This window comes from Streptomyces krungchingensis (assembly GCF_054729265.1).
This window is the reverse complement of the sequence record NZ_JBPUKY010000001.1, coordinates 4,611,672-4,637,445: the sequence shown is the minus strand read 5'-3', so window position 1 is coordinate 4,637,445 and position 25,774 is coordinate 4,611,672. Positions and strand designations below refer to the sequence as shown.

General features: G+C 70.4%; 18 protein-coding genes. 11 read left to right on the top strand and 7 right to left on the bottom strand.

From position 1 onward, the window contains the following. The first annotated feature begins 194 nt into the window (after positions 1 to 194). The 3 genes from ACSYGO_RS20425 (at position 195) to ACSYGO_RS20415 (ending at position 3,032) form a co-directional block, all read left to right on the top strand. A complete protein-coding gene (locus tag ACSYGO_RS20425; protein WP_460387208.1) occupies positions 195 to 1,073 on the top strand; it encodes a ComF family protein in 879 nt (292 codons plus the stop codon). A 315-nt stretch (positions 1,074 to 1,388) separates the two neighbouring features. After that, the gene (hpf, locus tag ACSYGO_RS20420; RefSeq protein ID WP_426675407.1) at positions 1,389 to 2,081 is read left to right on the top strand and encodes a ribosome hibernation-promoting factor, HPF/YfiA family; all 693 of its coding nucleotides are present in this window, start codon (positions 1,389 to 1,391) and stop codon (positions 2,079 to 2,081) included. Between the two features lie 204 nt (positions 2,082 to 2,285). Next, entirely contained in the window at positions 2,286 to 3,032 is a 747-nt protein-coding gene (locus tag ACSYGO_RS20415; protein ID WP_359491470.1) for a response regulator transcription factor, read from the top strand. Positions 3,033 to 3,196: 164 nt separating this feature from the next. Here ACSYGO_RS20415 and ACSYGO_RS20410 read toward each other — a convergent pair whose 3' ends face one another. Continuing rightward, positions 3,197 to 4,420 carry a winged helix-turn-helix domain-containing protein gene (locus ACSYGO_RS20410; protein ID WP_426675408.1) on the bottom strand — a complete coding sequence of 408 codons (1,224 nt, stop codon included), beginning with the start codon at positions 4,418 to 4,420 and terminating at the stop codon, positions 3,197 to 3,199. Positions 4,421 to 4,511: 91 nt separating this feature from the next. Next, positions 4,512 to 5,096 (bottom strand): GNAT family N-acetyltransferase, encoded by a 585-nt coding sequence (locus ACSYGO_RS20405; RefSeq protein WP_426675409.1) that lies wholly within the window; start codon positions 5,094 to 5,096, stop codon positions 4,512 to 4,514. A gap of 245 nt (positions 5,097 to 5,341) precedes the next feature. Here ACSYGO_RS20405 and secA point away from each other — a divergent pair, with 245 nt between their 5' ends. Next, the gene (gene secA / locus ACSYGO_RS20400; RefSeq protein WP_426675410.1) at positions 5,342 to 8,149 is read left to right on the top strand and encodes a preprotein translocase subunit SecA; all 2,808 of its coding nucleotides are present in this window, start codon (positions 5,342 to 5,344) and stop codon (positions 8,147 to 8,149) included. Positions 8,150 to 8,304: 155 nt separating this feature from the next. Here the strand turns inward: secA and ACSYGO_RS20395 are convergent, their stop codons facing one another. Continuing rightward, positions 8,305 to 8,703: an Rv3235 family protein gene (locus ACSYGO_RS20395; RefSeq protein ID WP_460387207.1), complete on the bottom strand. Its 399-nt coding sequence runs from the start codon at positions 8,701 to 8,703 to the stop codon at positions 8,305 to 8,307. A 774-nt stretch (positions 8,704 to 9,477) separates the two neighbouring features. On the opposite strand from ACSYGO_RS20395, the gene ACSYGO_RS20390 reads away from it, so the two are divergent. Together ACSYGO_RS20390 and ACSYGO_RS20385 are read left to right on the top strand one after the other, a co-directional pair. After that, positions 9,478 to 9,993, top strand: coding sequence for a DUF6912 family protein (locus tag ACSYGO_RS20390; protein WP_426675412.1), 516 nt, complete (start codon positions 9,478 to 9,480; stop codon positions 9,991 to 9,993). Between the two features lie 75 nt (positions 9,994 to 10,068). Further along, a complete protein-coding gene (locus ACSYGO_RS20385) occupies positions 10,069 to 10,734 on the top strand; it encodes an HAD family hydrolase (RefSeq protein WP_095934733.1) in 666 nt (221 codons plus the stop codon). An 88-nt stretch (positions 10,735 to 10,822) separates the two neighbouring features. Here the strand turns inward: ACSYGO_RS20385 and ACSYGO_RS20380 are convergent, their stop codons facing one another. Next, complete coding sequence (locus ACSYGO_RS20380) at positions 10,823 to 11,389, bottom strand: DJ-1/PfpI family protein (protein WP_426675413.1); 567 nt, start codon at positions 11,387 to 11,389, stop codon at positions 10,823 to 10,825. A gap of 839 nt (positions 11,390 to 12,228) precedes the next feature. On the opposite strand from ACSYGO_RS20380, the gene ACSYGO_RS20375 reads away from it, so the two are divergent. The 4 genes from ACSYGO_RS20375 (at position 12,229) to ACSYGO_RS20360 (ending at position 22,009) form a co-directional block, all read left to right on the top strand. Next, entirely contained in the window at positions 12,229 to 17,169 is a 4,941-nt protein-coding gene (locus ACSYGO_RS20375; RefSeq protein ID WP_432172222.1) for an NAD-glutamate dehydrogenase, read from the top strand. A 226-nt stretch (positions 17,170 to 17,395) separates the two neighbouring features. Then, positions 17,396 to 17,881 (top strand): GtrA family protein, encoded by a 486-nt coding sequence (locus ACSYGO_RS20370; protein ID WP_426675415.1) that lies wholly within the window; start codon positions 17,396 to 17,398, stop codon positions 17,879 to 17,881. A gap of 37 nt (positions 17,882 to 17,918) precedes the next feature. Continuing rightward, the gene (locus ACSYGO_RS20365; protein ID WP_460387206.1) at positions 17,919 to 20,810 is read left to right on the top strand and encodes a bifunctional glycosyltransferase/CDP-glycerol:glycerophosphate glycerophosphotransferase; all 2,892 of its coding nucleotides are present in this window, start codon (positions 17,919 to 17,921) and stop codon (positions 20,808 to 20,810) included. Beyond that, entirely contained in the window at positions 20,807 to 22,009 is a 1,203-nt protein-coding gene (locus tag ACSYGO_RS20360; RefSeq protein ID WP_432172220.1) for a glycosyltransferase, read from the top strand. Before ACSYGO_RS20365 ends, ACSYGO_RS20360 begins: the two co-directional genes overlap by 4 nt. Positions 22,010 to 22,067: 58 nt before the next feature. On the opposite strand, the gene ACSYGO_RS20355 is transcribed toward ACSYGO_RS20360, so the two are convergent. Further along, entirely contained in the window at positions 22,068 to 22,898 is an 831-nt protein-coding gene (locus ACSYGO_RS20355; RefSeq protein WP_426675418.1) for an ABC transporter ATP-binding protein, read from the bottom strand. Next, positions 22,891 to 23,811: an ABC transporter permease gene (locus ACSYGO_RS20350; protein ID WP_426675419.1), complete on the bottom strand. Its 921-nt coding sequence runs from the start codon at positions 23,809 to 23,811 to the stop codon at positions 22,891 to 22,893. Before ACSYGO_RS20350 ends, ACSYGO_RS20355 begins: the two co-directional genes overlap by 8 nt. A 161-nt stretch (positions 23,812 to 23,972) precedes the next feature. On the opposite strand from ACSYGO_RS20350, the gene ACSYGO_RS20345 reads away from it, so the two are divergent. After that, a complete protein-coding gene (locus ACSYGO_RS20345) occupies positions 23,973 to 24,620 on the top strand; it encodes a TetR/AcrR family transcriptional regulator (protein WP_426675420.1) in 648 nt (215 codons plus the stop codon). Between the two features lie 170 nt (positions 24,621 to 24,790). Here ACSYGO_RS20345 and galE read toward each other — a convergent pair whose 3' ends face one another. Continuing rightward, positions 24,791 to 25,771, bottom strand: coding sequence for a UDP-glucose 4-epimerase GalE (galE, locus tag ACSYGO_RS20340; protein WP_460387205.1), 981 nt, complete (start codon positions 25,769 to 25,771; stop codon positions 24,791 to 24,793). Positions 25,772 to 25,774: the final 3 nt, after the last annotated feature.

Below are 25,774 nucleotides of genomic sequence, written 5' to 3'. Positions count from 1 at the left end.
TACGCCGTACACCGGCAGGCCTCTGCCCCTACGCCGTACACCGGCAGGCCCCGTGCCGTACGGATCCCCGGCCTCGTGCTCGTACGGCGTGCACCGAACCCCCGGGCGGCCCCTCCCGACGCCTGCCCGCGTTGTCCACAGGGAGTTGTCCACAGGGGTGGCCGGTAGGTCCCCGTATTGGCACAGTGGTGGTCATGCGGGGGTGGTGGCAGGACCTCACCGACCTGGTGCTGCCGGCCGAGTGCGGAGGCTGCGGACGGCCTCGTACGGTGCTCTGCCTGGAGTGCCGTGCCGCCCTGACCGGGGCCGCACCGCGCCGGGTGCGACCGGTGCCGGAGCCGCGCGGGCTGCCCGTGGTGCACGCGGCGGCTCCCTACGAGGACGAGGTGCGGGCAGCGTTGCTCGCCCACAAGGAAAGGGGTGCGCTGGCGCTCGCGGCCCCTCTCGGAGCGGCCCTGGCGGGGGCCGTACGGGTAGGGCCGGGCTGCGCGCGACGAGCTGGTCCGGGCGCGCGCCACACGGCTCCGGAGGGGCGGCCCAGGGGCAGGAAGGGGCAAACGTGCGACACGGGAGTCGGGCCGCTGCTCCTCGTCCCCGTGCCGTCCTCACGGCGGGCCGTGCGGGCCCGGGGACACGATCCGGTGCGCCGGATCGCGCTCGCGGCGGCGGGCGAACTGCGGCGCACGGGGACACCGGCCAGGGTGGTGGCCGTGCTGCGGCAGCGGCGCGCCGTGGCCGACCAGTCGGGACTCAATTCCCGCCAGCGGCTGGAGAATCTCGCGGGCGCCCTGGAGGTGGCCGCCGCAGGTGCGCGGCTGCTGGTGGACGGCGGGCCGGTGGTGCTCGTGGACGACCTGATGACGACGGGAGCCTCGTTGACGGAGGCGGCACGAGCCGTCCGGATGGCTCGATCGGCCGTACGGCAAGTGGGTGAAGAGGAGGACGGGGCGGTTCTGACGGAAGTGATTCGGCGAATGGCGGGTAGTGGCGAAGTCATGGACGGGAGGCCCGACACGACCTGCGCGGCCGTGATCGCGGCGTCACCGGACGCTTTCGAAATAAACCGGAACTGACAGAGAACTTGCATCGTTGCAGGTAATGAGACGGTCAATTCACCTGAACGGAGGTACGCCGCAGTAGAGGGTGACGACATCCGTCCGGGCGAGATATGTTCGGTTGTGAGGCAATGGCGCAGGCCGGACCTCGCTAATCCGAATGCCGTGCTGCGGGTTTCCGGCAATCACCCGCATCGGTGGGGTGGAGATCTTGCCCATGGGGGAGGAGGAGGTGAAAGTCACCGAGTCCGAGGTTCCGGGAGACACCGGAGCCGGGTGCAAAAGGGAGATGCTCCGCCAGTGGAGCGGAGCTATCCGGGAACGGAGTTCTGCGTGGACATCGTCGTCAAGGGCCGCAAGACCGAGGTGCCCGAGCGGTTCCGCAAGCACGTGGCCGAGAAGCTGAAGCTGGAGAAGATCCAGAAGCTCGATGGCAAGGTGATCAGCCTCGACGTCGAGGTGTCCAAGGAGCCCAACCCCCGACAGGCCGACCGTTGCGACCGAGTGGAGATCACCCTCCGCTCCCGCGGTCCGGTGATCCGGGCGGAGGCAGCGGCGAGCGACCCGTATGCAGCACTCGATCTGGCGGCGGACAAACTCGAGGCACGGCTGCGCAAGCAGCACGACAAGCGCTACACCCGCCGTGGCAGCGGCAGGATCTCCGCGGCGGAGGTCGCCGACCACGTCCCCGGCGCCGCGACGCTGAACGGGAACGGGAGCGTCGTCCGCGAGGAGGAACCGGACAGTGTGCCGACCAAGAAGATCGGCTCGCTCGAGGTCATGGGCGAAGGCCCCCTCGTCGTCCGCGAGAAGACCCACGTGGCCGCCCCGATGACGCTCGACCAGGCGCTCTACGAGATGGAGCTGGTCGGGCACGACTTCTACCTCTTCGTCGACTCCGAGACGAAGGAGCCCAGTGTCGTCTACCGACGGCACGCGTACGACTACGGCGTCATCCACCTCAGCACGGACCCCATGGTCACGCAGGCCGGAGAGGAAGCGCCGGGCGGTGCGCTCGGCGGCTGACCCTCCCGGTGACAGCTGAGCCGGTGCCCCTGGAGCGCGTGTGCGCCCCCAGGGGCACCGGTGTGCGACCACTTGGAGCACCGCTCTGTCACCGCACTGTCGTCCGGGCATGGAATCATGGCCGCACCGGCCCAACCGGTGGGCCGTTGCCTTGGGTTGGCGATGGCACAGGAACACAGGCCACGGCCTTCAGGGGGAGGAACGATGGCGGACAGCTTCGGACCGATGCGTGACGACGACGCCGACGACGGCGTGGTCGGCATGGGCCCGGACACGGGCTCTTCGCGCAAGGAGCCCATCCGGGTCCTCGTCGTGGACGACCACGCCCTCTTCCGCCGCGGTCTGGAGATCGTGCTCGCGGCCGAGGAGGACATCCAGGTCGTCGGCGAGGCGGGCGACGGGGCGGAGGCGGTCGACAAGGCGGCCGATCTGCTGCCCGACATCGTGCTCATGGACGTGCGGATGCCCAAACGCGGCGGCATCGAGGCGTGCACCTCCATCAAGGAGGTCGCCCCCAGCGCGAAAATCATCATGCTGACGATCAGTGACGAAGAGGCCGACCTCTACGACGCCATCAAGGCGGGCGCCACCGGCTATCTCCTCAAGGAGATCTCCACGGACGAAGTGGCCACCGCCATTCGCGCGGTGGCAGACGGCCAGTCGCAGATCAGTCCCTCGATGGCGTCGAAACTCCTCACCGAGTTCAAGTCGATGATCCAGCGCACCGACGAGCGCCGCCTGGTGCCCGCGCCACGGCTCACCGACCGTGAGCTGGAGGTGCTCAAGCTCGTCGCCACGGGAATGAACAACCGGGACATCGCCAAGGAGTTGTTCATCTCCGAGAACACGGTCAAGAACCACGTGCGCAACATCCTGGAGAAGCTCCAGCTGCACTCCCGGATGGAGGCCGTGGTGTACGCGATGCGGGAGAAGATCCTCGAAATCCGCTGACGGCACGACCGCGCGACGGCGTGACGGCCTGACCGCACGACCGTCCGACGGCGTGACCGCCTGATCGACCCCGACCCCGACACCGTCCACGACCCCGACACCGGCCCCGGCGGAGCCGCCGGCTTCCGCCAGGGTCCGCCGTGATCACGCGGCGCGGCCCCCTGTCATCCCAGGGCGCGCGCAAGCTCCCGGGCGAGCGGCTCGCGAAGCTCCGGAGAGTCCACCCGCTCCACCCGTACGTCCGTGCAGTCGACCCAGCTCGCCGCCTCCACCAGAGCCTGGGCCACCGCGGGGACGGCCTTGGGGCCGTCGAGGCCGACCTGCTTGGCGACCAGGGTGCGGCCCTCCCGGGCGGGGTCCACACGGCCGACCAGACGGCCGCCGGCGAGAACCGGCATCGCGAAATAGCCGTACACCCGCTTCGGCTTGGGCGTGTACGCCTCCAGGCGGTGGGTGAAGCCGAAGATCCGCTCGGTGCGCGCCCGCTCCCAGATGAGCGAGTCGAACGGCGACAGCAGTGTGGTGCGGTGACGGCCGCGCGGGGCCGTCTCCAGGGCCGCCGGGTCCGCCCACGCGTCCGCCGCCGTCCGTCCGGCCTGGCTCGCGCCGCTTCTGCCCTGCACCGGCTTGCCCCAGCCCTCCACCCTCACCGGGACCAGGCCCGAGTCCGCGATCACCGCGTCGACCTGCTCGCCCTTGAGGCGGTGGTAGTCGGCGATGTCCGCGCGCGTGCCGACGCCGAGGGACTGTCCCGCGAGACGGACGAGACGGCGCAGGCACTCCGCGTCGTCCAGCTCGTCGTGCAGCAGCTCTTCCGGGATGGCGCGCTCCGCGAGGTCGTACACCCGCTTCCAGCCGCGCCGCTCCGTGCACACCACCTCGCCGTACATCAGCGCGCGCTCGACGGCGACCTTGGTGCCCGACCAGTCCCACCACTCGCTGGTCTTCTTCGCGCCGCCCAGGTCCGTGGCGGTGAGCGGGCCTTCCGCCCGGAGCTGCTTGATCACCTGGTCGTACGTGCCGTCCGGCAGGGCGTGGTTCCAGTGCGGGCGCGAGCGGTAGGCGCGGCGGCGGAACGCGAAGTGGGGCCACTCCTCGACGGGGAGGATGCAGGCGGCGTGCGACCAGTACTCGAAGGCGTGCGTGCCGGTCCAGTAGGCCGAGTCGACCGTCTTGCGGCCCACGGCGCCGAGACGGGCGTACGGCACGAGCTCGTGGGAGCGGGCGAGCACGGAGATGGTGTCGAGCTGGACCGCGCCGAGGTGCCGCAGCACTCCGCGGACGCCGGACCTGCGGTCCGGGGCTCCCAGGAAGCCTTGGGCCCGCAGGGCGATGCGGCGGGCTTCGTCGGCGGAGAGTTCTGCGAGGGGACGCGGGAGGCTCGTCATGCCCACACGGTAGGCGGTGCCACTGACAGTGGGCTCCGAGCCGGCTCACCTCCGGCTGGGGAGGCCGAGGGGCGCCGGGCCGAGCAGGCCCTCAGACCCCCGACGGGCGGTCGGGGGCCGGGAGGTACGGGGCCGTCGAGGGCAGGCCCAGGTCCGAGGGGAGCAACGAGCCGACCCAGCAGTCGCGCCGTACGCCCTTGTTGTTGATGGCGGAGCGGAGGGTGCCCTCGATGACGAAGCCGGCGCGCTCGGCGACGGCGCGGGAGCCGGCGTTGCCGACCTCGGCGCGCCATTCGACGCGGTCGACGGACAGATCCGTGAAGGCCCAGCGGGAGGCGGCGACGGTGGCCTCGGTGATGTAGCCGCGGCCGCGGTGCTCCTTCGTCGCCCAGAAACCGATCTCGCCGACGCCGAGGGAACGCATCGTGATGCCGAGCATGCCCACCAGCTCGCCGGAGGGGAGGAAGACGCCGAAGGTGAACATCGAGCCGTCCGCCCAGCCGTCCGGCACCATCTGGTCGGTGAAGCCCGCCGCGTGCTCGCGCAGATACGGCGACGGGATGGTGGTCCAGCGCTGGATGTCCGGATCCTGGGCGGCCTCGTACACGGCGTCGGTGTCGTGCGGGCCCACGACGCGCAGTACGAGACGGTCGGTGGTCAGGGTGACGGGGTCCATCGGGCGATTCTGCTCGGGAAGGCCGGAGGGGCGCCATCCCTTTGCCGTGAGTGATCGTCCGGTCACTTTTCGACGAGCGAACGCGGCACCTTCGGCAAGCCCCGTCCGTTGTCCTAGTGGCTGTCGCGGGCAGACCTCCCGGCGCGGTGTGGTCCTCGCTTACGATGGCCGTTGCTCAAGCTGTGATTTGTAAGTGTCAGTGAAACCGACCGTCCCAGGCCCGACCGGCAAGGAGACAAACCCCCGTGTCCGTCCTCTCGAAGATCATGCGTGCAGGCGAAGGCAAGATCCTGCGCAAGCTGCACCGCATCGCGGACCAGGTCAACTCCATCGAAGAGGACTTCGTCGACCTCTCCGACGCCGAGCTGCGGGCCCTCACCGATGAGTACAAGCAGCGGTACGCCGACGGCGAAAGCCTCGACGACCTGCTGCCCGAGGCGTTCGCCACCGTCCGCGAGGCGGCCAAGCGCGTCCTGGGCCAGCGTCACTACGACGTGCAGCTGATGGGCGGCGCCGCGCTCCACCTCGGCTACGTCGCCGAGATGAAGACCGGCGAGGGCAAGACGCTCGTCGGCACCCTGCCCACCTATCTGAACGCCCTCTCCGGAGAAGGCGTCCACCTCATCACGGTCAACGACTACCTGGCCGAGCGCGACTCCGAGATGATGGGCCGCGTCCACAAGTTCCTGGGCCTGACCGTCGGTTGCATCCTCGCCAACATGACGCCGGCCCAGCGCCGCGAGCAGTACGCGTGCGACATCACCTACGGCACGAACAACGAGTTCGGCTTCGACTACCTCCGCGACAACATGGCGTGGTCGCAGGACGAACTGGTGCAGCGCGGACACAACTTCGCGGTGGTCGACGAGGTCGACTCCATCCTCGTCGACGAGGCCCGTACGCCGCTCATCATCTCCGGCCCGGCCGACCAGGCCACCAAGTGGTACGGCGACTTCGCCAAGCTGGTCATCCGCCTCAAGAAGGGCGAGGCCGGCAACCCCCTCAAGGGCATCGAGGAGACCGGCGACTACGAGGTCGACGAGAAGAAGCGCACCGTCGCCATCCACGAGTCCGGCGTCTCCAAGGTCGAGGACTGGCTGGGCATCGACAACCTCTACGAGTCGGTGAACACCCCGCTCGTCGGTTATCTGAACAACGCCATCAAGGCCAAGGAACTCTTCAAGAAGGACAAGGACTACGTCGTCATCGACGGCGAAGTCATGATCGTCGACGAGCACACCGGCCGTATCCTCGCCGGCCGCCGCTACAACGAGGGCATGCACCAGGCGATCGAGGCGAAGGAAGGGGTGGACATCAAGGACGAGAACCAGACGCTCGCCACGATCACCCTGCAGAACTTCTTCCGCCTCTACGGCAAGCTCTCCGGCATGACCGGTACGGCGATGACCGAGGCCGCCGAGTTCCACCAGATCTACAAGCTCGGCGTCGTCCCGATCCCGACCAACAAGCCGATGGTCCGCAAGGACCAGTCCGACCTGATCTACCGCACCGAGGTAGCCAAGTTCGACGCGGTGGTCGACGACATCGCCGAGAAGCACGAGAAGGGCCAGCCGATCCTCGTCGGCACGACGTCCGTCGAGAAGTCCGAGTACCTCTCGCAGCAGCTGAGCAAGCGCGGCATCCAGCACGAGGTGCTGAACGCCAAGCAGCACGACCGGGAGGCGACGATCGTCGCCCAGGCCGGCCGCAAGGGCGCCGTGACCGTGGCCACGAACATGGCCGGTCGTGGTACCGACATCAAGCTCGGCGGCAACCCCGACGACCTCGCCGAGGCGGAGCTGCGCCAGCGCGGCCTCGACCCGGAGGAGCACATCGAGGAGTGGGCCGCCGCGCTTCCGGACGCCCTGGAGCGGGCCGAGAAGGCCGTGCGGGCCGAGTTCCAGGAGGTCAAGGACCTCGGCGGGCTCTACGTCCTCGGCACCGAGCGGCACGAGTCGCGCCGTATCGACAACCAGCTGCGCGGTCGTAGCGGCCGTCAGGGCGACCCGGGCGAGTCCCGCTTCTACCTGTCGCTCGGCGACGACCTGATGCGGCTCTTCAAGGCGCAGATGGTCGAGCGCGTCATGTCGATGGCCAACGTCCCCGACGACGTGCCGATCGAGAACAAGATGGTCACGCGCGCGATCGCGTCGGCCCAGTCGCAGGTCGAGCAGCAGAACTTCGAGACCCGCAAGAACGTCCTGAAGTACGACGAGGTCCTCAACCGCCAGCGCGAGGTCATCTACGGCGAGCGGCGCCGCGTCCTGGAGGGCGAGGACCTGCACGAGCAGATCCAGCACTTCATGGACGACACGATCGACGCGTACATCGCGGCCGAGACCGCCGAGGGCTTCGCCGAGGAGTGGGACCTGGACCGGCTGTGGGGCGCCTTCAAGCAGCTCTACCCGGTGAAGGTCACCATCGACGAGCTGGAGGAGGCCGCCGGTGACCGCGCCGGTCTGACCGCCGAGTTCATCTCCGAGTCCATCAAGGACGACATCCACGAGCAGTACGAGTCCCGTGAGGGTCAGCTCGGCTCCGAGATCATGCGTGAGCTGGAGCGCCGGGTCGTGCTGTCGGTCCTGGACCGCAAGTGGCGTGAGCACCTCTACGAGATGGACTACCTCCAGGAGGGCATCGGCCTGCGTGCCATGGCGCAGAAGGACCCGCTGGTCGAGTACCAGCGCGAGGGCTTCGACATGTTCAGCGCCATGATGGACGGCATCAAGGAGGAGTCCGTCGGCTACCTGTTCAACCTGGAGGTCCAGGTCGAGCAGCAGGTCGAGGAGGTCCCGGTCGAGGACACCGCGCCGTCCCTCGACAAGGAGGACGTCGTCCCCGCCGGTGCGCGTCCGGAGATCCGCGCCAAGGGCCTCGACGCCCCGCAGCGACGGGACCGGCTGCACTTCTCCGCGCCGACCGTGGACGGCGAGGGAGGCATCGTCGAGGGCGACTTCACCCACGACGACGAGCCCGTGCGCTCCGAGGCCGACGGCCTCACGCGCGCGGAGCGCCGCAAGCAGCAGAAGGGTGCGCGTCGCCGCAGGAAGTGACGTTCGCCGCGCACGCCGCACGTGCGTGAAAGGGCCGGGCACCTCGGGGTGCCCGGCCCTTCGCGTTGCCCGGAGCCGTTGGCTCTCGCGTCGCCTTGGGACACCGACCTTCGCCGTGCCCGGGGCCTTTCGCGTCGCTCGGGTGTGCGGCGGGCTCAGTCGTGGGGCATGCGGGGGCCGCCCAGTTCGACCGCCGTGCAGCGCCAGCGCAGGTCGGGGCCCTGCTCCAGGCGGAAGGCCATGGCGCGCAGCTGGTCACCTGCGCCGATCCGGGCGAACGCCTCGATGGCGCCGCGACGCGGCACGTAGTAGCCGATGTCGCGGACGACGGGCTGGGTGCCGCGGGTGCGCAGGGGGCCGCGTTCGGCGAGCCAGGCCAGCTCGTCGTAGGCGCGGCCCACGGTGTGGCGCAGCATGCAGTGCACGGGGCGCCGGCCGCTCAGCACGGCCACGAGGCGCTCCGCGAAGAGGTCGGTGGGCCGGGGCTGCGGGGCGGTCCGTCCAGGGCCGCGGACGGGCGCGCCGAGGGGCGCGCCGCTGCCCGGCGCCGTCACGGCGGCGCCCTCGGCCGTCGCCGTCGCCGTACGGCCGCGAGCGGGGGCCGTACGCGGCGACGTGCCCGCCGGGGCGGAACGGGAGCGGGTGCCCGGCGCCGACGTACGTGGGGACGTGCCTGGTGCCGACGTAGGAGAGGACGTGCCCGGCACCGAGGCGTGAAGGGACGCGCCCGGAGCTGCTGGACGAGGGCTTCCCGCGCCCGGGGCCGCTGGGCGAGGGCTTCCCGCGCCCGGCGCTGCTGGACGGGGGCTTCCCGGGCCCGGCGGGGCCGGGAGGGTGCCGCCCGTGCCCGGCGGCGGCGGTGGCGGGCTGCCGCCCGGTGTCCTGCGGGGCGCACCCGGCGCCCGGGGCGGTGTGCCGCCCGGCCCGCGGGTGTCCTGGCGCCCCGGCGGGCGGGTGCCCGGGTGCCGCTTCGTCCTGGTCATCACCTTGTTCATGCGTCGTCCCCGGTCGCTGGGCCCGGTCGATACCGGGCGGTAACTTGCGTGCTGGGGATCTTGTACGGGCCGTGGGAAGGCCTTCGCAACGAAGCGGTGCGCGTGTCGCGGGGGCCCGGGAGGTTCACCTATCAGGGGCGTCCGGCGGACGTCGGCCCTGTCGGCACGGGGGAGTACCGGGTGAATCCGGGGCCCGGGGTGGACGCCGTGGAGGGTGCCTCCGGGGACTCGAAAGGGGACGCCCGCACGTATCCTGAAGGCCCTCCCGGGAGGCGTTCACCTCCCTCTCCGGAGGACCGCCCTCCTCGCAGTCCGACGACGAAAGTGGCAGCCATGCGCGTCTACGTCCCCCTGACCCTCTCCGGTCTCGCCGAGGCGTACAAGACGGGGGAGCTGGCGGCGGGACCGTTCGTCGCGTACGCCGTGACGCCCGCGCTGCGTGAGTGGTACCTCTCCGAGGACATCGAGGAGCTGGAGTACGCGGCGCTGAGCCGTGCCGCGCTGGCCTCGCTGCGGCTGATCGCCGTCGACCCGGGTGCCGTACGGCGGCGGGTCGTCGTCGCGGTGGACGTGCCGGACCGGGCCGCCGTCGCCGACCCCGACCGGGGGCTCGACCCCGCTGCGCTCGGCGAGGTGCGGGTCTCCCAGGCCGTGACGCTGGCCAAGGCGGCGGCCGTGCACGTCGACGCGGACGACGCGGAGGCGGACGTGTCCGCGGCGGCCCAGGCGCTCGGCGCGGCGGACATGGGGGACGACGACGCCCAGTTCGTCGTGGACGGTGCCGAGGACCACGAGCTGCTGTGGTTCGCCACGCAGGAGATCCCCAACCTGGTGGGGCAGGGCGACTGACGCCCGCCCCGCGGTACGGCCCTCGCGTCAGTAAGTCGGGGGCGCGATGTCAGTGGCGGCAGGTACGTTCTTGGTATGGGGATGCACGGAGCTGCGCACATCGTCTGGGACTGGAACGGCACGCTGTTCCACGACAATGAGGCGATCATCGGCGCGACGAACGCGGCCTTCGCCGAGCTGGGGCTGGAGCCGATCACGCTGGAGCGGTACCGAGCGCTGTACTGCGTGCCGGTGCCGAAGTTCTACGAACGGCTGATGGGTCGGCTGCCCACGGACGCCGAGTGGCAGATCATGGACGAGACCTTCCACCGGTACTACGCGGAGCACCGCGTCGCGTGCGGGCTCACCGAGGGCGCGACCGAGCTGCTCGCGGGGTGGCGGTCGGCGGGGCGCAGCCAGTCGATCCTCAGCATGTACGTGCACGACGAACTGGTTCCGCTGGTCCGGGGATTCGGGATCGAGTCGCACTTCATACGGGTCGACGGGCGGACCGGACCGTCCGGTGGCAGCAAGGCCGAGCACATGGTGCGGCACGTGGGTGCGCTCTCGGGTGTGGAGCCGTCCCGCGTCGTGGTGATCGGGGACGCGGCCGACGACGCGCTCGCCGCCCGGAGCGTGGGCGCGGGGGCCGTGCTCTACACCGGCGGCTCGCACAGCCGCGCCAGCCTGGAGGAGGTCGGCGTGCCCGTGGTGGACAGCCTGGCCGAGGCCGTCGAGGAAGCGCAGCGTCTGGCGGCCTGACCGGCGCCGGGAGCGGGCGTCGCCGGAGCCCGGAGGGGCAGCCCGAGGGCGTCGGGGCCCCGCAGGAGCCCGCCCCGTCGGCCTCCGGTCAGCTCGCCGGTGCCTTGGCGCGCAGCACCTTCAGGAACTCCCGCATCCAGCTGGAGTGGTCCGGCCAGGCGCGGGAGGAGACCAGGGTGCCGTCGACCACGGCCTCCGCGTCCTGGAAGGTCGCCCCGGCGGCCTGCATGTCCATCTCCAGCGCGGGATACGCCGTGACCCGCCGCCCGCGCAGGCCGTCCACGGCAGCCGTCAGCAGGGGCCCGTGGCAGATCTGCGCCACCGGCTTGTCGGTGTCGAAGAAGGACTTGAGGATCTTGCGGAGTTCCGGGTCGTTGCGGAGGTACTCCGGTGCCCTGCCGCCGGGGATGACGAGAGCGGCGTACCGGCTGGGCTCGACCTCGGCGAAGGCGAGGTCGGCGGGCCAGGTGTAGCCGGGCTTCTCCGTGTACGTGTCGAAGCCGGGTTCGAAGTCGTGGACCACGAACCGGAGCTGCTTGCGGGCGGGGGCGGCGATGTCGACCTCGTAGCCCTCCTCGCGCAGGCGCTGGTAGGGGTACAGGACCTCCAGCGACTCCGCCGCGTCGCCCGTGACGATCAGGATCTTCGTAGTCATGTCGGCCGCTCCCCTCGCCGTGTCCGAGTCGTGCGTCAGCCATGTCCCACGTCCATTGTGCTGCCGTCCCCGGCGGCCGTCCTGACAGCGTGGAGCCGAAGGGGGGCCTTGCCCAGGGGGTTTCGTTCGGATCAGCCCGGGTCCGCGACGCCCGGCACGGCACCTCGCCGCGTTGTCGGACCACCCGAGTACGGCCAGTACGCGGGTGATCCTCCGCCGTGCGACGCACCGCACCGGACGCCGCGGCCTGATCCGACCTGATCCAAACGAAACCCCCAGAGGGCACCGGTGCGTTTCCGGCCGCGGACCGGGGGTGCATTTCCGGCCGCGCGGAGTCGTCCCGGAGCCCGGCCGGTCACCCCCGTCTCGGCCCTCACTGCATGCCCTCGCCCCTTTCGTCCCTGTGCATACTGTCAAAGTTCCACCCCCGGTTTTGTACACATACGGCTCATGACGGGTGCGGGGTGGAGGGCGATAGCCTTGTGGCGTGATCAGCGCGATATCTCGCGGGGGCATCGTCGCCCCTGCCCCGCGCCCGGAGAGCACGGACCACATCCGTGACCGGGCGGCAATCGCTGATCTTCGCGGGCGGGACAGGACGACGGCGAGCGGGCCGAGTGCCCTCCGTACGTCGACGGCGCCCCGGGAACGGACTCCGGCGAGAGCGGTGTCACAGTCCCCGGCGGTGTCGAGAATGACCGATAACCCCCCGCCCATCTCATCTTGCGGCATAGCGTCGGACCAGACCGGACACCCCGCGTCACGGCGTCACGCCGGAAGCACCGAGACCGTACTTCCATCAACGTCACGCAACGGCGCGCGACAGGAGCCAGAGGACAATGCAGACCAAGCTGGACGAAGCCAAGGCCGAGCTGCTCGAACGGGCCGCCCGGGTAGCTGAGAACAGCCCGGTCGGGGGGCACCTACCGACTGGGACGACGGGCGAGGGCACCCCCGACCGGGACACCGTGCTCGCGTTCCTCCAGCGCTACTACCTGCACACAGCCCCGGAGGACCTCACCGACCGTGACCCGGTCGATGTCTTCGGAGCCGCCTTCTCGCACTACCGGCTGGCCGAGAACCGCCCACAGGGCACGGCCAACGTGCGGGTCCACACGCCGACCGTCGAGGAGAACGGCTGGACCTGCAGCCACTCCGTCGTCGAGGTCGTCACCGACGACATGCCCTTCCTCGTCGACTCGGTCACCAACGAGCTGTCCCGTCAGGGGCGCGGCATCCACGTCGTCATCCACCCGCAGTTCGTGGTGCGGCGCGATCTGACCGGCAAGCTCATCGAGGTGCTGCCCGCCCGTCCGGCCGCCGAGGAGCTGCCGCACGACGCGCACGTCGAGTCGTGGATCCACGTCGAGATCGACCGTGAGACCGACCGGGCCGACCTGAAGCAGATCACCTCCGACCTGCTGCGCGTCCTGTCCGACGTCCGCGAGGCCGTCGAGGACTGGGAGAAGATGCGCGACGCCGCGCTGCGCATCGCGGAGGAGCTGCCCGCCGAGCCGACCGCCGGCGACCTGCGCGACCAGGAGGTCGAGGAGGCCCGTGAGCTGCTGCGCTGGCTCTCGGACGACCACTTCACCTTCCTGGGGTACCGGGAGTACGAGCTGCGCGACGACGACTCGCTGGCCGCCGTGCCGGGCACCGGCCTCGGCATCCTGCGCTCCGACCCGCACCACGCCGGCGAGGACAGCCACCCGGTCAGCCCGTCCTTCGAGCGGCTGCCCGCCGACGCGCGCGCCAAGGCCCGTGAGCACAAGCTGCTGGTCCTGACCAAGGCGAACAGCCGGGCGACCGTGCACCGTCCGTCGTACCTGGACTACGTCGGCGTCAAGAAGTTCGACGAGCAGGGGAACGTGGTCGGGGAGCGGCGCTTCCTGGGCCTGTTCTCGTCCGCCGCCTACACCGAGTCCGTGCGCCGGGTGCCCGTCATCCGCCGCAAGGTCGAGGAGGTCCTCAGGGGCGCGGGCTTCTCGCCCAACAGCCACGACGGCCGCGACCTGCTCCAGATCCTGGAGACCTACCCGCGCGACGAGCTGTTCCAGACGCCCGTGGACGAGCTCCGCTCGATCGTGACGTCCGTCCTGTACCTCCAGGAGCGGCGCCGGCTGCGGCTCTACCTGCGCCAGGACGAGTACGGCCGCTACTACTCGGCCCTCGTCTACCTGCCGCGCGACCGCTACACCACCGGTGTGCGCCTGCGGATCATCGACATCCTGAAGGAAGAGCTGCACGGCACCAGCGTCGACTTCACGGCCTGGAACACCGAGTCGATCCTGTCCCGGCTGCACTTCGTGGTCCGGGTCGAGCCGGGCACCGAGCTGCCGCAGCTGTCCGACAACGACAAGGACCGCATCGAGGCGCGGCTCGTCGAGGCCGCCCGCTCCTGGGCCGACGGCTTCGCGGAGGCCCTGACCGCCGAGTGCGGTGAGGAGCGCGCCGCCGAACTGCTGCGCCGCTACGGCAACGCGTTCCCCGAGGGCTACAAGGCCGACCACACCCCGCGCGCCGCGGTCGCCGACCTGGTCCACCTCCAGGCGCTCACGCAGGACGCGAGCAAGGACTTCGCGCTCAGCCTGTACGAGCCGGTGGGCGCCGCGCCCGGCGAGCGCCGTTTCAAGATCTACCGCACCGGTGAGCAGGTCTCGCTCTCCGCGGTCCTCCCGGCCCTCAACCGCATGGGCGTCGAGGTCACCGACGAGCGTCCGTACGAGCTGCGCTGCTCGGACCGTACGACGGCCTGGATCTACGACTTCGGGCTGCGCCTGCCCAAGTCCACGAACGGCAACGGCGACGCCCTCGGCGACGACGGCCGCGAGCGGTTCCAGGAGGCCTTCTCCGCCACCTGGACCGGCGAGGCCGAGAACGACGGCTTCAACGCCCTCGTGCTCAGCGCCGGGCTGAACTGGCGGCAGGCGATGGTGCTGCGCGCGTACGCGAAGTACCTGCGCCAGGCCGGATCCACCTTCAGCCAGGACTACATGGAGGACACCCTCCGCAACAACGTCCACACCACCCGGCTGCTGGTCTCGCTGTTCGAGGCGCGGATGTCGCCGGACCGCCAGCGTGCCGGCGTCGAGCTGACCGACGCCCTGCTGGAGGAGCTGGACGCCGCGCTCGACCAGGTCGCCTCGCTCGACGAGGACCGGATCCTGCGGTCCTTCCTGCACCTCATCAAGGCGACCCTGCGGACGAACTTCTTCCAGGAGGCGCTCGGCGGCAAGCCGCACGAGTACGTCTCGATGAAGTTCGACCCGACCGCCATCCCGGACCTCCCGGCGCCGCGGCCGGCGTACGAGATCTGGGTGTACTCGCCGCGCGTCGAAGGCGTGCACCTGCGCTTCGGCAAGGTCGCGCGAGGCGGTCTGCGCTGGTCCGACCGCCGTGAGGACTTCCGCACGGAGATCCTCGGCCTGGTCAAGGCGCAGATGGTGAAGAACACCGTCATCGTGCCGGTCGGCGCCAAGGGCGGCTTCGTCGCCAAGCAGTTGCCGGACCCGTCGGTGGACCGCGACGCCTGGCTGGCCGAGGGCATCCGCAGCTACCGCACCTTCATCTCCGCGCTGCTCGACATCACCGACAACATGGTCGGCGGGGAGGTCGTGCCGCCGGTCGACGTGGTGCGTCACGACGGGGAGGACACCTACCTCGTCGTCGCCGCCGACAAGGGCACCGCGACGTTCTCGGACATCGCCAACGAGGTCGCCGAGAGCTACAACTTCTGGCTCGGCGACGCCTTCGCCTCCGGTGGCTCGGCCGGCTACGACCACAAGGGCATGGGCATCACCGCCCGCGGCGCCTGGGAGTCCGTCAAGCGGCACTTCCGGGAGCTGGGCGTGAACACCCAGACGCAGGACTTCACGGTCGTCGGCGTCGGCGACATGTCCGGTGACGTGTTCGGCAACGGCATGCTGCTCTCCGAGCACATCCGTCTGGTCGCCGCGTTCGACCACCGGCACATCTTCATCGACCCGACCCCGGACGCGGAGACCTCGTACGCCGAGCGCCGCCGCCTGTTCGAGCTGCCGCGCTCCTCGTGGGCCGACTACGACACCGAGCTGATCTCCGCCGGCGGTGGCGTCTTCCCGCGCACCGCCAAGGCGATCCCGGTCAACGCGCACATCCGTGAGGCCCTCGGCATCGAGTCGGGCGTCGCCAAGATGACCCCGGCCGACCTGATGAAGGCGATCCTCCAGGCGCCGGTCGACCTGCTGTGGAACGGCGGCATCGGCACGTACGTGAAGTCGTCCGCGGAGTCGCACGCCGACGTGGGCGACAAGGCCAACGACGCCATCCGCGTGGACGGCGCCGACCTGCGCGTCAAGGTCGTCGGCGAGGGCGGCAACCTGGGTCTGACCCAGCTCGGCCGGATCGAGTTCGCCCAGCAGGGCGGCAAGATCAACACCGACGCCATCGACAACAGCGCGGGCGTGGACACCTCCGACCACGAGGTGAACATCAAGATCCTGCTCAACGCGGTGGTGGCCAACGGCGATCTGACGGTCAAGCAGCGCAACAAGCTGCTCGCCGAGATGACCGACGAGGTCGGCGCGCTGGTCCTGCGCAACAACTACGCGCAGAACGTGGCGATCGCCAACGCGCTGGCCCAGTCGCCGAGCATGCTCCACGCCCAGCAGCGGTTCATCCGCCACCTGGTGCGCGAGGGCCACCTCGACCGGGCGCTGGAGTTCCTGCCCAGCGACCGGCAGATCCGGGAGCGGATGGTCGCCGGGCTGGGCCTGACCGGCCCGGAGACGGCCGTCCTCCTCGCCTACACGAAGATCACGGTCGCCGAGGAACTGCTCGCCACGTCGCTGCCGGACGATCCGCACCTGGAGAGGCTGCTGCTGGCGTACTTCCCGAGCGCGCTGCGCGAGAAGCTCCGCGAGCAGATCGACGGGCATGCGCTGCGCCGCGAGATCGTCACGACCGTCCTGGTCAACGACACGGTCAACACGGGCGGTACGAGCTTCCTGCACCGGCTGCGCGAGGAGACCGGCGCGTCGCTGGAGGAGATCGTCCGGGCGCAGACCGCGGCCCGCGCGATCTTCGAGTCGAGCAAGGTGTGGGACGCGGTGGAGGCGCTCGACAACATCGTCGCCGCCGACGTCCAGACCCGTATCCGGCTGCACTCGCGCCGTCTGGTGGAGCGCGGCACGCGCTGGCTGCTCAACAACCGGCCGCAGCCGCTCCAGCTCGCCGAGACGATCGGCTTCTTCAGCGCGGGCGTCGAGCAGGTCTGGTCCGAGCTGCCGAAGCTGCTGCGCGGTGCCGACCTCGAGTGGTACCAGCAGATCTACGACGAGCTGACGGGCGCGGGTGTCCCGGACGAACTGGCCACCCGGGTGGCCGGGTTCTCCTCCGCCTTCCCGACGCTGGACATCGCCGCGGTGGCCGACCGGATGGGCAAGGACCCGATGGCCGTCGCCGAGGTCTACTACGACCTCGCCGACCGTCTCGGCATCACCCAGCTCATGGACCGCATCATCGAACTGCCGCGCGCGGACCGCTGGCAGTCCATGGCCCGTGCCTCGATCCGTGAGGACCTGTACGCGGCGCACGCGGCCCTGACGGCGGACGTCCTGGCCGCCGGCAGCGACTCCGCGACTCCCGAGCAGCGCTTCAAGGCCTGGGAGGAGAAGAACGCGGCGATCCTCGGCCGGGCGCGCACGACGCTGGAGGAGATCCAGGGGTCGGACGCGTTCGACCTGGCGAACCTGTCGGTGGCGATGCGGACGATGCGCACGCTGATGCGGACGCATTCGTAGGCCGTCCCTCAGGACGTAGGGCGACACGGCGATACGCCGAGGGGGCGCCCCGGATCTCGTACGAGGTCCGGGGCGCCCCCGTTCGTGTTTTCCGGCGCGGCCTGATCGGGCTTTTCTTTCCGACCTCCGAAGGGAATAGGGCCTTGAATTTACCCATTCATGCTAAATAGGACATTTAGTTTAGGTTTGGCCCGATCGTCGACGGCTGGCTGGAGGATTCGGACCCGTGACAGTGCAACTCGGCGAGCGGCGGGCCCCGGTCGCGGCCGTGCCCGCTCCCCGCTCCAGGCCGTTCGTGCGCACCCGCCGACTCGCCCTCGAAGTGGCCAGGTTCTCGGTGGTCGGCGGCAGTGGTGTCGCGGTCAACATCCTCTTCTTCAATCTGCTGCTGCACGGTCTGGCACGGCCTCCGATGGTCGCCACGGTGATCGCCAGCTGCGTCGCCATGGGTACCAATTACCTCGGTTTCCGGTTCTTCGCCTATCGGGACCGCGCCTCGCGCACCACGCGGCAGATCGTCCTCTTCTTCGCGTTCAGCGGTCTCGGTGTCGCCATGGAGAGCGCCCTGTTCTACCTCGGCTACCGCAGTTTCGGGATGAGCGGTCCGCTCGCGTCGAACGTCGCCAAGGCGCTGTCGATCGTGCTGGCGTCGGCCTTCCGCTTCGTGGTGTACCGGACCTGGGTCTTCCAACACGCGAAGCACGGTCGATAACGCCGCAAAGCGGGACATGGTGTCTACGATTAATAGGATGAATGTGGATCAATGTCGCGCGCCGGCCGGCCCCGCCGTCTCCGTGGTCGTCATCGTCTACAACGACGCCGACCGACTGCCCACGGCCGTGCGCTCAGTCCTGGACCAGACGCTGCACGGCGTCGAGGTCGTCATCGTCGACGACCGCAGCACGGACGGTTCGTACGAGACGGCGCGACTGCTCGCCGCCCAGCACCCCGACCGCGTCCGCGCGTTCCGCCTGCCCGAGAACAGCGGCGGCTGCGGCGCCCCCCGCAATCGCGGCATCGCCGAGGCCCGTGGCGACTACGTCCTCTTCCTCGACAGCGACGACGTGCTGGAACGCAACGCCTGCCGCAACATGCTGGAGGCCGCCGAGACCACCGGCGCCGACCTCGTCTCCGGCCTGTGCGTGCGGGTGCACGTCGACTCGCGCACGCGCAAGCAGGTCAAGTGGTACCCCTGGCTGTACGAGCGCACCCGCACCCTGGAGTCGATCACCGAGCTGCCCGACCTGATGGTCTTCGACACCCTGTCGACGAACAAGTGCTACCGCAGGCGGTTCCTGCTCGACGAACGGCTGGAGTTCCCGGTCGGCATCCACTACGAGGACCTGCTCTTCTCCGCCCAGGCCTACGCCGCCGCCCGCCGCATCACGCTCATCCCCAACCGGGTCTACGAATGGCGGGTCGTGGAGAAGCCGGCCGAGACGGCGGCGCGGTCCATCAGCAACCGGCGCGACGAGATCGCCAACTTCGCGCACCGCATGGAGATCCACCGTCGGGTGGACCGGCTCCTCGCGGAACGCGGCATGCTGGAGCTGAAGTTCGCCAAGGACGTGAAGTTCCTCAAGCACGACCTGGTGCTGCACCTGCGGGAGCTGCCCTCCCGCGACGCGCCCTACCGGCGGGAGTTCGCCGGGATCGCGCGGCAGTACCTGGAGTCGATCGACCGGGCCGCCTTCGACCAGGCCGAACCCATCCACGCCATCTGCGCCTATCTCCTCCAGATGGGCGACTGGGACAACCTGCTGCCCGCCGTGGACACGCTCATCAACCGCGACAAGATCTCCTCCTCGCTCGTGGAGCGCGACGGGCGGGTGTACTGGTGCGCCGAGCACCTCGGCGACCCGTTCGGCCGGCACGTCCTGGACGTCACCGAATTCGGCTATCACACCAGGCCGGTCGAGAGGATGTTCCTGCGCAACGCGCTCACCCACTACGAGGGCCCCCGGGGAGCGGGCGGCACCGTGCGCCTCGCCGGGCGCATCGTCAACCCGCTCGGTGTCGTCCCGCCCGGGGCGCGGCTCACCGCGGAGCTGGAGTTCTACGCCCGGCGAGCCGGTGTGCGCTTCCAGACCTTCCGCTTCCCCGTGGCGAGCGTGCGGAACGAGGGCGAGTCCCTCGTCTGGGAGGCCGCGCCGGACCTGACCGCCCTGCGTCCGCTGGGCCTCGTCGACGCGGTGTGGGACGTGCGCCTGCGCCTGGACGTCGACGGCGCACGCACCTCGACCCGGCTCACGGCCGCGGGCCCCGGCCCGTTCGCCGGCCGGGTGCCGGTGCGCCCCCGCCTCACCCGGCTGGTGGCCGACCGCATCGAGCCGGTGATCTCCACACGCGGCCACCTCGCCTTCCGGCTGGTCCCGGACAAGAAGGCCAACGAACTCCTCCAGAGACAGGTGCACGGCAAGGTCGCCCGACTCGCCAAGTCCCGCTACCGCAAGGCCAAGTCCCTGCGCAAACGGCTCACCTCCGGCGACACCAAGATCCGGCTGTACCACGAGGTGTTCAGCAGGCTGCCGGTGCGCAAAGGCCTCGTCGTCTTCGAGAGCCACCTGGGCCGGCAGTACAGCGACAGCCCCAAGGCCGTCTACGAGGAGATGCGCCGCCAGGACCTCCGGTTCGAGGCCGTCTGGTCGTACGCGGGCAGTCCCGACGGATTCCCCGCCGACGCCACGCTCGTACGCCGCTGGTCCCTGCCGTACCTCAAGGCGCTCGCCCAGGCCGAGTTCTGGGTCGACAACCAGAGCTATCCGCTGAAGCTCACCAAACGCCCGGAGACCACGTACATCCAGACCTGGCACGGCTCGGCGCTCAAGCGGATGGGCTTCGACGAACCGGGCTGGAAACTCAAGTCCCGTGCGCAGCAGGAGGTCCAGCAGCGAGTCCTCGACCGCTTCGACCGGTTCCTGATCCGCTCCGAGCACGATGTGCGCACGCTCGCACGGGCGTTCCGGCTCCAGGAGCGGACCCTGCTGCGGGTGGGCTACCCGCGCAACGACGAACTGGTGCGGACCAGGGAACTGGAGGAGTCGTCGGGACGACGCGTACGCGGTCCGCTCGCCGCCGAGCTGGGCATCCCCGACGACCGGCAGGTCCTGCTGTACGCCCCGACCTTCCGGCAGCACGGCGGCGCACCGCGGCGGTTCGAGCTGCCCTTCGACGTGGAGAGCTTCGCCGACACCTTCGGCGACCGCTACGTCCTCCTCGTACGCTCCCACTACCTCAACCACGTCGTGCTGCCGCCCTCCGTGCGCGGCCGGGTCGTCGACGTGACCGCACACCACGACATGACCCCGCTGCTGGCCCTCGCCGACGGGCTGATCACCGACTACTCGTCCGTGATGTTCGACTACGCACTGCTGGACCGGCCGATGTTCTTCTTCGCCTATGACTACGACGAGTACGTGAACGAGGGCCGCGGCACCTACTTCGACCTGATGGAGCGCGCGCCCGGCCCGGTGGTGCGCACCGAGGACGAACTGCACGCCGTCCTCGGCTCGCTGGAGGAGCAGACGGTCAAGTACGCGGCCGCGCGCGAGCGGTTCACCGCCGAGTTCGGGGAGTACGACAAGGGGACCTCGGCCCGCAGCGTGGTCGACCAGTTCTTCGCGCAGTGGAGGCGTGCATGAGCGACCAGGCGTGGCTGACCGAGCGGCCGGCGGGGAGCGTCGCGACCGGCACGAGCGAGTGTCCGCGGGACGTCTTCATCGTCTCCAACAGCGTCGACGAGCTGGGCGGGGTGACCAGCTGGTCGCACCAGATGGCCCGCCTGTTCACCGGGCGCGGCCACCGCGTGCACGTCGTCGGCATCACCGAGCCCGAAGTCCCGCAGGAGCTGGGCGAGACGGCGTACCCCACCACCACGCTGTACGACGTCCATCCGCCTCAGATCGGACCCATGCGCGGGCTGAAGGGGCGGCTCAACGTGGCCGAGCGCAGACGGCGCACCGCGCGCGCGGAGGGCATGCGGGAGCAGGCCGCCAAGCTGACCGCGCTCTTCCGGGCCGCGCGTCCCGGCGCCGTCGTGATCGTCACCCAGGTGTGGGCCATGGAGTGGGTGGCGCTCGCCGACACGACCGGTCTCCTCGTCGTCGGCATGAGCCACGAGTCGTTCGCCTACTGCCGGAAGACCTCCCGCTTCGGGCGGGTGCAGCGGCACTACCGGAACGTCGACCGGATGCTGGCGCTCACCCGGGAGGACGCCGATCTGTGGATCCGGCAGGGCATGAACAACGCCTCCTTCATGCCGAACCCGATCCCGTTCATGCCCGAGACGCCCTCCCCGCGCACCGAGAAGGCCGTCGTCAGCATCGGCCGGCTGCACGACCAGAAGGGCATCGACATGCTGCTCGACGCCTGGGCCGAGGTCGCGCCGAACCACCCCGGGTGGCGGCTGCGGATCTACGGGACGGGGGAGGACGAGGAGATCCTTCAGGAGCGGTGCACCACGCTGGGTCTCGACGGCAGCGTCGACTGGATGGGCCCGACGAGCGATGTGCCGGGCGCGCTGCGCGACAGCTCCGTCTTCGTGCTGCCCTCGCGCGGCGAGGGCTTCCCACTGGCGGTCATGGAGGCCATGGCGGCGGGGGTGCCGTGCGCCGCGTTCGACTGCGCGCCGGGCGTGCACGAGATCATCCGCGACGGCGAGGACGGCCTGCTCGCCACTCTCGGCAACACCGGCGAACTCGCCCGCCGGATGGACACGCTGATGTCCGACAAGCAGATGCGGGACGCGATGGGCGAGGCGGCCCGGGTGAACATCCAGCGCTACGCGGCGGAGGAGATCGTGCGCCGCTGGGAGGACCTGTTCGCCTTCCTGGAGAGGTGAGCCGCCGGGGTGAGGCGGGCCCGCGCGGGTGCTCAGGGCCGCGCGGGCGCCGCCCGCCCTACTTGCCCGTGAACTTCTCGTACTCCTTGAGGACGTCCTCCGTCGGCCCGTCCATGCGCAGTTCGCCGCGCTCCAGCCAGAGCACCCGGTCGCAGGTGTCCCGGATCGACTTGTTGTTGTGGCTGACCAGGAAGACGGTGCCCGCGTGCTTGCGCAGTTCGCGGATGCGGGCCTCGGAGCGCCTCTGGAAGGAACGGTCGCCGGTCGCCAGGGCCTCGTCGATCATCAGGACGTCGTGGTCCTTGGCCGCGGCGATGGAGAAGCGGAGCCGGGCGGCCATGCCGGAGGAGTAGGTGCGCATGGGGAGCGTGATGAAGTCGCCCTTCTCGTTGATGCCCGAGAAGTCGACGATCTCCTGGTAGCGCTCGCGGACCTGTTCCTTGGACATGCCCATCGCGAGACCGCCGAGGTGGACGTTGCGCTCGCCGGTGAGGTCGTTCATCAGGGCCGCGTTGACGCCGAGCAGCGAGGGCTGGCCGTTGGTGTAGATCCTGCCGTTCTCCACCGGCAGCAGGCCGGCGACGGCCTTCAGGAGGGTCGACTTGCCGGAGCCGTTGGTGCCGATCAGGCCGATGGCCTCGCCCTTGTACGCGGTGAAGGAGACGCTCTTGACGGCGTGCACCTTGCGGACGCCCGCCGCCTTCTCGGCGTGTTTGCGGCGCAGGATGCGGTTGAGCGCGGCGGTCGCGCTGCCGCGGCCCGCGCCGGTGCCGTTGACGCGGTAGACGATGTCGACGCGGTCGGCGATGACGGTGGGCACGCGGGCCTCGGCCGCGGCGGCCGGGTCCTGGGGCCGGATGTCCTCGGTCAGGGTGATGGTGTCAGCCACGGCCGTACGTCTCCTCAGCCTTCCAGAAGTAGATGAAGCCGCCGACGCCCGCGACGAGTGCCCAGCCGATGGCCAGCGCCCATACGTGGTGCGGCAGTTGGTGCGCGTGGAAGCTGTCGATCAGGGCGAAGCGCATCAGGTCGATGTAGACGGCCGCCGGGTTGCTCTCCAGGAGGACCATCGCCCAGTGCGGCAGGTCGCTCTTGCTGAGCACCTTGTCGATGCTCCACATGACTCCGGAGACGTACATCCAGGTGCGCAGCAGGAACGGCATGAGCTGCGCGATGTCGGGCGTCTTGGCACCCATCCGCGCCATGATCATCGCGATGCCCGCGTTGAACGTGAACTGCAGGACCAGGACGGGCACCGCGAGCAGCCAGGAGAAGCTCAGCGGGACGCCGAAGCAGAGCAGGATGACGACCAGCGCGGCCATCGAGAAGAGCAGCTGCTGGAGCTGCTGGAGGGCGTACGAGACGGGCAGTGCCGCCCGGGGGAAGTGCAGGGCGCGGACCAGGCCGAGGCTGCCGGAGATCGCCCGGGTGCCCGCCATGATCGAGCTCTGCGTGAAGGTCCAGATGAACACGCCGGTGACGAGGAAGGGGATGTAGTCCGGCACGCCGTGCTTGGTGCCGAGCAGCACGCCGAAGATGAAGTAGTAGACCGCCGCGTTCAGCAGCGGGGTCATCACCTGCCACACCTGGCCGAGCTTCGCCTGGCTGTACTGCGCGGTCAGCTTGGCGGTGGCGAAGGCGGTGATGAAGTGGCGCCGCGCCCACAGCTGGCGGACGTACGCGGGCAGGGACGGGCGGGCGCCGCTGACGGTGAGTCCGTACCGGGCGGCGAGCGCCGAGGCGTCGTCGGAGGGGTGGCCCGGTGTCGCTGTCGGGGGCGGCGTGTCGAGGACCTGGCTCACATCCGCTGCTTTCGCTCGGGGGGTGGGGTGCGAGAGGGGTCCGCCTCGACGCGTCTCACGTCGTTCTTGCCATCTTCTTACGTCGGGACGGGACCGTATCGTCGCAACGCGAGCGTAGGGCTTCTCGACGTCGGAACGCAACCGTTTCGTCGTAACGGCCTATGCTGGTCGGCATGACGAACGCCGATGCCACCGCGAGTGCCTCCGCCAAGGCCCCGCGCCGCCGGGCCCCGGCCGGTGCGGCCGTCCTCCGTGAGGACGTGACGGAAGCCATCCGCGCCGCCGTCTTCGAGGAGCTCGCGGCCGTCGGGTACGCCCGGATGTCGATCGAGGGCATCGCGCGCCGCGCGGGCGTCGGCAAGACCGCCGTGTACCGGCGCTGGCGCTCCAAGCTCCATCTGGTCCTGGACCTGGTCTCGGCCGTCGCCGTCCAGGGGCTGCCCGCGCCCGACACGGGCTCGCTGGAGGGCGATCTGCGGCTGCTGTACGAGGTCACCTCGCGCGCCCTGCGCCATCCCGTGGCCGGCCAGATCATCCCCGACCTCCAGGCGGAGGCCGCGCGGAACCCGGACATCGCGGACGCCATGCAGAAGGCGCTGCGCGAGGGGCAGCAGAGCGTCGCCAGCGGGATCGTCGCGGCGGCGGCCGAGCGGGGCGAGGTGCGCGCGGACGTCGATCAGGAACTCGCGCTCGACCTGATGTCCGGCCCGCTGTACTGGCGGGCGGTGGTGGTCCGCGGGCCCAAGCTGCCCAAGGGGTACCTGGCCAGCCTGGCCCGCGCCACGGCCGCGGCGCTCAAGGCGCTGTGATCACGGCGTAGCGGGACCCCCGCGGCGGCCCGACCCGGCACGGGTGGTCAGGACCGGCGCGCGCGGTGAGGAGCGGCGCGCGCGGTCAGGGCCGGCGCGCGCAGTGAGGACCGGCGGGCGCGGTCAGGACCGGTGGGCGGGGTCAGGAACGGCTGGCGCGGCTGGCGCGGTCAGGACCGGCTGGCCTCCGGGTGCAGGCGCACCCAGCCCGCCCACGCCGAGGTGATCATGTCCTGGACGTCGTACTTCGCCTTCCAGTCGAGCTCGGTGGCGATGCGGTCGGCGGAGGCGACGACGCGGGCCGGGTCGCCGGGCCGGCGGGGGGTGGTCACCGGCGGGCGGTCGTAGCCCGTGAGGGCGTTGATGCGGTCGATCATCTCGCGGACCGAAACGCCCTCGCCGCGGCCGATGTTGAGGGTCATGTGGCGGCCGGGGGACGCCTGGAGGGCACGGGCCGCGGCCACGTGGGCCTCGGCCAGGTCGACGACATGGATGTAGTCGCGCACGCACGTCCCGTCGGGGGTCGGGTAGTCGTCGCCGAAGATGCGCGGCGGCGCGTTCTCCGTGAGCTTCTCGAAGACCATGGGGATCAGGTTGAAGACGCCGGTGTCGGCCAGCTCCGGTGTCGCCGCGCCCGCCACGTTGAAGTACCGCAGGGAGGCCGTGGACAGGCCGGTGGCACGGCCCGTCGCGCGCACCAGCCATTCGCCCGCCAGTTTGGTCTCGCCGTACGGGCTCATCGGCGCGCACGGAGTCTCCTCGCGCACCAGGTCCACGTCCGGCATGCCGTACACGGCGGCGGAGGAGGAGAAGACGAAGGAGGGGACCTGTGCGTCGGTCACGGCGGACAGCAGGACGCGCAGCCCCTCGACGTTCTCCCGGTAGTAGTGCAGGGGGAGGTCCACCGACTCGCCGACCTGCTTCTTCGCGGCCAGATGGACGACACCGGTGACGGAGTGCTCCCTGATCGTCCTCGCCAGCGTCTCGGCGTCCAGGGTCGAGCCGATCACCATCGGCACGTCGGACGGCACGCGCTCCGGGATCCCGGTCGACAGGTCGTCGTAGACCACCGCCCGCTCGTCCGCCTCGAGCATGGCGCGGACGACGTGCGCCCCGATGTAGCCGGCGCCGCCGGTGATCAGCCAGGTCATGTG

Coding starts and splice junctions, on each gene's coding strand:
- ACSYGO_RS20360 (WP_432172220.1), top strand. CDS start 20,807: ATGAGCGACCAGGCGTGGCTGACCGAGCGGCCGGCGGGGAGCGTCGCG.
- ACSYGO_RS20415 (WP_359491470.1), top strand. CDS start 2,286: ATGGCGGACAGCTTCGGACCGATGCGTGACGACGACGCCGACGACGGC.
- ACSYGO_RS20380 (WP_426675413.1), bottom strand. CDS start 11,389: ATGACTACGAAGATCCTGATCGTCACGGGCGACGCGGCGGAGTCGCTG.
- ACSYGO_RS20375 (WP_432172222.1), top strand. CDS start 12,229: ATGCAGACCAAGCTGGACGAAGCCAAGGCCGAGCTGCTCGAACGGGCC.
- ACSYGO_RS20410 (WP_426675408.1), bottom strand. CDS start 4,420: ATGACGAGCCTCCCGCGTCCCCTCGCAGAACTCTCCGCCGACGAAGCC.
- ACSYGO_RS20365 (WP_460387206.1), top strand. CDS start 17,919: ATGAATGTGGATCAATGTCGCGCGCCGGCCGGCCCCGCCGTCTCCGTG.
- ACSYGO_RS20405 (WP_426675409.1), bottom strand. CDS start 5,096: ATGGACCCCGTCACCCTGACCACCGACCGTCTCGTACTGCGCGTCGTG.
- ACSYGO_RS20390 (WP_426675412.1), top strand. CDS start 9,478: ATGCGCGTCTACGTCCCCCTGACCCTCTCCGGTCTCGCCGAGGCGTAC.
- ACSYGO_RS20345 (WP_426675420.1), top strand. CDS start 23,973: ATGCTGGTCGGCATGACGAACGCCGATGCCACCGCGAGTGCCTCCGCC.
- galE (WP_460387205.1), bottom strand. CDS start 25,771: ATGACCTGGCTGATCACCGGCGGCGCCGGCTACATCGGGGCGCACGTC.
- ACSYGO_RS20425 (WP_460387208.1), top strand. CDS start 195: ATGCGGGGGTGGTGGCAGGACCTCACCGACCTGGTGCTGCCGGCCGAG.
- ACSYGO_RS20385 (WP_095934733.1), top strand. CDS start 10,069: ATGGGGATGCACGGAGCTGCGCACATCGTCTGGGACTGGAACGGCACG.